The organism is Streptomyces beijiangensis (assembly GCF_017315755.1).
Classification (GTDB): Bacteria; Actinomycetota; Actinomycetes; order Streptomycetales; family Streptomycetaceae; genus Streptomyces; species Streptomyces beijiangensis.
Map to the genome: position 1 here is coordinate 1 of NZ_JAFLRJ010000579.1, position 6,759 is coordinate 6,759.

A 6,759-nucleotide genomic window follows, 5' to 3' on the forward strand; every position below is an offset into this window, starting at 1 on the left:
CGTCGGCGCCGACGGCACCCGCGGGACCGGTTGACGACGAGTAGAACAGCGTGAACGGTCTGTTAGTGGGCGCCCCGTCGGAGCGTCCTCAGCGACTATCTGGAGTTTTGGGTAATTTTGTTCCTCCTTCGAACCCCTGTTGTCCTTGCTCTTTTCTGATTGACAAACCGTCCGCGCTGTTTTTTACTAAGGACGCTAGAAGTACGCTTCACAAGGCGGCAGCCGACCGGGGAGACAGTTGTGGACATCGACGTACTCGGCACACTGGAAGTGCGGGAGCAGGGTGTCTCGGTCACCCCGACTGCCCCCAAGCCGCGACAGGTGCTTGCCCTGCTGGCTCTCCACGCCGACCACGTGGTGCCGGTCGCCACACTGACCGAGGAGCTGTGGGGCAGCGAGCCCCCACGCAGCGCACGCCCGACGCTGCAGACCTACATCCTCCAGTTGCGCGAACTGATCGGCGCCGCGCTGGAACAGGGCGGCGAGCCGCAGCGCAACGCCAAGGACATCCTCATGACGGTCCCCGGCGGTTACCTGCTCAAGACCCGTGACGGCACCAGCGACGTACGGGAGTTCGACCGGCTCGCCGGGGCCGGGTACCGGTCGATGGACTCCGAGGACTACCGCGAGGCGGCGGCCCGGCTGCGCGAGGCGCTCGCGCTGTGGAGCGGTCCTGCGCTCGGCGACATCCAGGCCGGACTCCACCTGGAGCCTCAGGTCAAGCGGCTCGAGGAGAGCCGGCTGTGCGCCCTCGACCAGCGGATCGAGGCCGATCTGCGGCTGGGACGCCACCGCGAACTGCTCGCCGAGCTGACCGTGATCGTCAGCAGGTACCCCACCCACGAGAGCCTGTGCAGCCAGTACATGCTCGCCCTGTACCGCTCCGGGCGACGCGGCGAGGCGCTCAACGCCTATCAGCGGCTGCGTACGACCCTGGTGCAGACCCTCGGTCTCGAACCGTCGTCCGCGCTCGCCAAACTGCAGCGCGCCATCCTCGTCTCCGGCCCGATCGGCGCCCCCGCGCCCGCCGCAGGACCGGGCTCCGGCTCCGGACTCGCCGGGACGCCCGCCGGTTTGGGCCTGACCCGAACGGCCTGACCGGAACGGCCTGTTCGGGGCCTCGGGGCGCCGGTTCCCACTGCCGCTCCGCCCGGATTCGAGCGCCGGTCCAGCCCTGCGGGCCAGCCTCGGCGTACCTGCGCATACTCGGAGGAGGGGGCCGCCCATGTCGTCGCAGACAGTGCACTCCGCCCGTTGTACCGTCTCCGTGGCCGCGCCCGCCTCGGTCGTCTACGGCATGCTCGCCGACGCCCCCCGCTGGCCGGTGTTCCTCCCCTCCTGCGTCCATGTCGAACGCATGGAGTCCGACGGGGCCGGGGACCACCTGTGGGCCTGGGACGTCGTCGACGAGCACGTCCGCGCCTCGCGGATCAGACGGATGCTGCACCCGCGTACGCGGACCATCGACTTCGAGGAGTTCGCCGGCGACGGCGGTTCCTGGCCCGGCGCGCTGGCGGCCGGCACCTGGAGCGTCGAGCCGGCGGACGAGTGGTCCTCCTCTCTGACCCTGCGGTACGAGGAGCTCTCCCCGGCCGGGACAGCGGCCCCGGGCGCCCTCGATGCGCAGGTGCGCGTGCGGCTCGAGGAGATCCGGCAGATGGCCCAGCAGTGGGACAGGCTGGACGAGTTGCTCCTCTCGTTCGACGACAGCACACGCGTCGAAGGGCCCTCCGAGCTCGTCTACGACTTCCTCTACCGCATGGAGGACTGGGCCGATCTGCTCCCGCGCGTCGACGCGGCCCAGGTGACCGAGGATCGGCCCGGCGTCCAGATCGCCGCGCTCGACACCTTCGCCGCGCACACCGGTCTGACGGTCAACGCCGAGGTCGTACGGCTCTGCTTCCCCGCCGCCGGACGCATCGTCTACAAGGAGACCGTGACCCCCGACCTGATCGCCGCGCACACCGGCGAGTGGTCCCTGGTGCCGGACGAGTCGGGGCTGACCGTGATCTCCGCCCACCGTGTGCTGCTCCGCCAGGAGGCCGTCACCGAAGTCCTGGGCGAGGACGCGTGCTTGGCGGATGCCCGCAGTCACGTACGCGAGTGGCTCGGCCGCGCGGACCAGGAGGCGCTCGGCCTGGCCAAGTGGCATGCGGAGAGCCCCGTACACCGGCTGCGATGAAGACGACCGAGGACGAGGGGAGACCGGCGATGACCCTCATACCGTCCGGCGCGCGCACCCGCGCCGCCGCGCCGCCGCCGGTCGAGGCGGCCGCGGACCCGATGGCGGACCCGATGGCGGACCCGATGGCGGACCCGATGGCGGACCCGGCTGCCGATCCGGTGGCGGATCCGGCCGCGGAGACCGCGGCGCTGCTCGGGCCCGCGGCGCTCATCGCGGCGGCCGGAGACATCCTGCACGGCACCACGCGCATCGTGGACGGCCTCGCCCCGCACCAGCCGGCCGTACGACAGTGGCAGCCCGTCCTGGCCGCGGCCTTCGCGGACCTGCTCGCCTGCGAGTGCCTGACCACGGCGGCGCTGCGGTGTGCGCGCCCCGACGGCGACGGCGACGGGATGTCCGTGCCGGTCGCCGCGGCCGGGTACCTCGTACCGCACCTGGTCGGCGCACTGCTGGCGGACCTCGAACTGGTCCTGAACGAGAGCGGGTTCGGCCCCGGCAGCACCGAGCGCGGAGCGCTGGCCGCGGTGGAGGCGCACCGCGCGGCCGCCGGCACCGACTGGACGGCCGCCGCCCTCCGGCAGGCGCAGCTGATCCTCGCGCTGCCCCGGCAGGAGGACGCCGAGGCGACGGACGCGGGTGCGCGGTGCGCCGATGCCCTCATGTCCGCGCTGCCCGGCGGGGCGGCGCGCCTGGCCGCGGCCGGCGGCGCCGATCCGGCCGTGACCGCGCTCGCCCGGGTGGCCCGCCGGCTGGCCACCGAGCAGCGTGCCGTAAGCCGTTCATTGCGCACCACCGCTCCCGCCGACCCGGCCGACCCCGCGGCGCGGGCGCTGGCCGACCGGTTTGCCCTGGTGCTGCTCGCCGGGGCCGTGCTCGGAGCGGTCGGGGAGGCCCCGAGCACGGATGCGGGTCTTCCCGGCGGCCCCCACTGGGCGCTGCTCGCGCTGGAACGCGTCGGGCAGCGGCTCGGCGTACCGCTGCCCGCCCACGAGGCCGATCCGCGCGCCGCCCTCTGGGCGGAGCTGTCCCGGCGGTCCCGGCAGGGCGCCGGCCGCGACGACGCGTACGCCACGCGGCCGCTGTGGTGAGCGCCGGGGAGAACCGGAGGTGGGGGACATGACCGTGCCGCAGTTCGTACCGCAGTGGGGTGCGCAGTCCGTTGCGCCGCCCGTCCATGTGGCCGGGCCCGACGCCCCGTGGGACGAGGTGCGCGAGCGGGCCGAGGACACGGGACGGGTCGTGGTGCACACCACGTGGGGCGAGTGGCTGGCCGCAGCCCTTCTCGACCCGGACCTGCGCACGCTGCTCGGGCCCGACTGGCCGCGCTACCGGCAGGCCCCCGCCGCGGCCGGCCGGTTCGTCTTCGCGGTCTCGCGCGTGGTCATGAAGTACACCGCCGCCGCCGTCCTCGACGCAGCCCCGGCCGCTCTCGATCTCGCCTACGAGCCCGGGGGCCGGCCCACGCTGCGCGGCTTCGGGGACGAGCTGCACCTGAGCCTCGCCCACACCGAGGACCTGATCGTCGTCGCGGTCAGCCGCGGCGGACCCGTCGGCGTCGACACCGAATCGGCCACCCGCCGGATCTCGTACGAACTGCTGCGGTCCCAGGTGTGCACCCCGGAGGAGGCCGGGGTGCTCGACGTGCTGCCCGACGGCGAGCGCATGGCGCGACTGCTGCGCCTGTGGACGCTCAAGGAGGCGTACACCAAAGCACTCGGGCAGGGAATGCGGCGCCGCTTCAGCGCCGTGGGATTCCACTGGGACGCCGAGGGACGACCGGTCCTCACCGAGGACTCCGGCGCGGCGGCCGGCGGCTGGTCCTTCGCCACCCATCTCGTGGGGGACCGGTATCTGGTGAGCGAGGCGCATCGCGCGTCCCCGGGGCCGGGACGCCCCGGCGGACGATGAGCGGCCCTCACCCGTACGCGGACACCGTTCCCGTCGTCCTGCACGAGCCGGACGGCGCGGGGCCCGGTGCCCCCCTCGTCTTCGAGCTGTGCGGTCCGCTCGACACCCCGGGGGCGGAAGCCGTCGCGGCCCGCCTCGCCCAGCACCACCGCACCTGGTCGGTCTCCCTCGACGAGGGCACCGGCCGGCACCTCGTGCGGCTCACCCCCGCCGGGACGGGGCACGCGACCGGGGTGCCGGACGCGCCGCTCACACCGGACCTCCTGGCCGATCTGCTGGCGCCGCCCACCGCCGACACGGTCCCGGTGACGGGGCAGCAGCGCGACATCCTGCTCGCGGCCGTCTCCCGGCAGGACAGCCCGGGACGCCACATCGAGCAGCTCCTGTGGAACTGGTCGGGGCCGCTGGACACCGGCCTGTTCACCGCGGCCTGGCAGTCCGTCGCCGACCGGGAGGCCGTGCTGCGGGCCTCGTTCGACTGGAGCGCGGCGCCCCGGCTCGTACTGCACGAGCGGGCGGCCGTCGAGGTCGTACGCCACGGCTCCGCGACGGTCGGCTGGAGCGAGCTGCTGCGGCGGGACCGGACGCGGGGCTTCGCACTGCACCGGCCCGGGCTGCTTCGGCTGGCCCTGCTCGACGGCCCGCCGCACCCCGCGCAGGACGGCCGCGCGGAGACCAGGGTCCTGCTGAGCTACCACAGCGCCCTGCTCGACGAACGCGGCGCGCACCTGCTGGTACGGGAGTTCTACCGCGCCTATCTCGCGGGCGGATCCGTCCCCGGGGGCGAGCGGCGCCCCGACATCCGCGACCACGCCGTATGGCTGGCGGGCCACGACACCGCGGCCGCGCAGGAGTTCTGGGCCGCCGCCGCGCCGCCTCCCGGCGCCGCGGTGAGTCCCGGCCGCCCCGGAGGGTTCACCCACCAGGCGGGAGCCGGCCGCATCCAGCGCCGGCTGCGGCCCCATCAGACCGCGCGGCTCAGATCGTGGGCGGCGCTGCAGGGAGCCGGCGAGAGCAGCGCGCTGCACGTGGTCTGGGCGCTGCTGCTGTACCGGGCGGCGGGCGTGCGGGGGCCCGCCCCGGTCAGCTTCGGCGTGCACTTCTCCGGCCGTGACCTCACCCTGCGGGACGCCGCCGCCACCCCCGGACTGCTGGGCAGCGTCCTGCCGATGACGGTGACCGTCGACCCCGCCGCCCCGGTGGAGGACCTGCTGCGGCAGGTCCGCGACGCCGCGCTCGACCTGACCGCCTACGCCTGGGTCCCGGGCGACCGGGTGGGGGAGTGGAGCGGCCGTGACGACGCCGTACGGCTCACCGACACCCTCGTACGGTTCGACAGCCGCCCCAGGATCCCGCAGGCGCTGCTGGCCGAACTCGCCGCCCAGGACATCGAGGTGGACGTACCGCGCAGCGTGAGCGGTGACACGAGTCTGCCGGTGACGCTCGCCGCGCAGCACGACGACTCGGACGTGCTGCTGCTGACCGCCGTCTACGACCGCGCCGAACTGTCGGACGCGGACGCCTCCCAGACGCTGTCGCAGTGCGTGCAGCTGCTGCGCCGGCTCTCCGACTCGCAGGGCGCGGGGCGCACCGTGGAACAGGTGCTCGCCCTGCTGGAGAGCTCCGGGGCGCCCCGCGCGGCCCGGCACGCGCCCGCGGTGCGGGGCGCCGCAGTGGAGGTGCTGCGCCCCGGCGAGCCGCGGGCCGACGTCATCTGTCTGGTCACCGTCCCCGGTGTGCCGCCCGGCGCGTACGAGGCACTGGTCCGTGCGCACGAGGGGCCGGAGCGCGTCGTGTCCCTGTCCTTCGCGTCGTTCGCGTCCTTCGCATCTTTCGAAGGGCCCGGCGGACCGGCGGACCCGCTCCCGCCCGCCCTGCGCGAACTGGTGGGCGGGGGGCGCCGGCTGGTGCTGTGCGGGTGCGGTCCTGCCGGCCGGGTCGCGTACGGGATCGGCCGCGGCACGCCGGTACGGTCCGCCGCCGCGACGACCGTCGTCATGACGGGCACCGGCGGCGCCGAGGCGAGCGCGCGTGCGCTCGCCCGGGGGCTGCGCTCGGCCCGGGCGAGGAGCGGGTGACCGGCGCCCTGTGACCGGTGCCGGGCGAGAAGCGGGCGGACCCGCACCGGTGTTTCTCCAGCGGGGCGAGAGCGTGCTTCGAGCGCGCTGTCCGACGGTGTCGGGGAGGCCGGAGGAGGCGGGGCATGGGCGGTACGGGCCACGACGAGCTCCGCCTGCGTGTCGTGCGCGGCCGGGCCGACGCCGACGAACTGGCCGCGCTCACGATCGTGCTGCTCGCCCTGCGCGCGCGGGGCGGGGAGTTGAGCCGCCGCGAGGAGCGGGCGGGCGGCTCCCGCTGGTGGCGGCCGCCGACCGCGTACAGGGCGCCGCACCACCAGCCGTGACGGCGAAAGACTTTTCGGGCCGGCACACCACCCAGGAGGCGTCCACCATGACCAGCGAGCCGCTGACCGATGTTCTTGACGCAGTGACGCGGGAACTCGCCGCCGTACTGCGCGTCGAACCCGACCGGATCGCACCGCACCAGCGCTTCCAGGCACTGGGCCTGGACTCCATCCGTACGGCCGAACTGATGGCCGCCGTCAACGCCCGCTTCGGCACCGGCATCGTGGCCGACGCGCTCTACGGCCACGATGCCGGTGCCGA

Annotated in this window: 7 protein-coding genes; all 7 read left to right on the forward strand. The window is 74.5% G+C overall.

Annotated features, from left to right (window positions below):
- The first annotated feature begins 240 nt into the window (after positions 1 to 240).
- Complete coding sequence (locus J0695_RS37070; protein WP_206969156.1) at positions 241 to 1,098, forward strand: AfsR/SARP family transcriptional regulator; 858 nt, start codon at positions 241 to 243, stop codon at positions 1,096 to 1,098.
- A gap of 127 nt (positions 1,099 to 1,225) precedes the next feature.
- On the forward strand, positions 1,226 to 2,182 hold the full coding sequence (locus J0695_RS37075) for an SRPBCC family protein (RefSeq protein ID WP_206969157.1): 957 nt from the start codon (positions 1,226 to 1,228) through the stop codon (positions 2,180 to 2,182).
- The gene (locus tag J0695_RS37080) at positions 2,179 to 3,273 is read left to right on the forward strand and encodes a hypothetical protein (RefSeq protein ID WP_206969158.1); all 1,095 of its coding nucleotides are present in this window, start codon (positions 2,179 to 2,181) and stop codon (positions 3,271 to 3,273) included. Before J0695_RS37075 ends, J0695_RS37080 begins: the two co-directional genes overlap by 4 nt.
- 28 nt (positions 3,274 to 3,301) lie before the next feature.
- Positions 3,302 to 4,093 (forward strand): 4'-phosphopantetheinyl transferase family protein, encoded by a 792-nt coding sequence (locus tag J0695_RS37085; protein WP_242553672.1) that lies wholly within the window; start codon positions 3,302 to 3,304, stop codon positions 4,091 to 4,093.
- Positions 4,090 to 6,171 carry a condensation domain-containing protein gene (locus tag J0695_RS37090; RefSeq protein WP_206969159.1) on the forward strand — a complete coding sequence of 694 codons (2,082 nt, stop codon included), beginning with the start codon at positions 4,090 to 4,092 and terminating at the stop codon, positions 6,169 to 6,171. The genes J0695_RS37085 and J0695_RS37090 overlap by 4 nt, the downstream gene beginning before the upstream one ends.
- Before the next feature lie 125 nt (positions 6,172 to 6,296).
- Positions 6,297 to 6,497, forward strand: a complete 201-nt coding sequence (locus J0695_RS37095; protein ID WP_206969160.1) for an acyl-CoA carboxylase subunit epsilon — start codon at positions 6,297 to 6,299, stop codon at positions 6,495 to 6,497.
- Between the two features lie 47 nt (positions 6,498 to 6,544).
- On the forward strand, positions 6,545 to 6,759 hold a 215-nt coding region (locus J0695_RS37100; protein WP_206969161.1), incomplete at its 3' end, for an acyl carrier protein.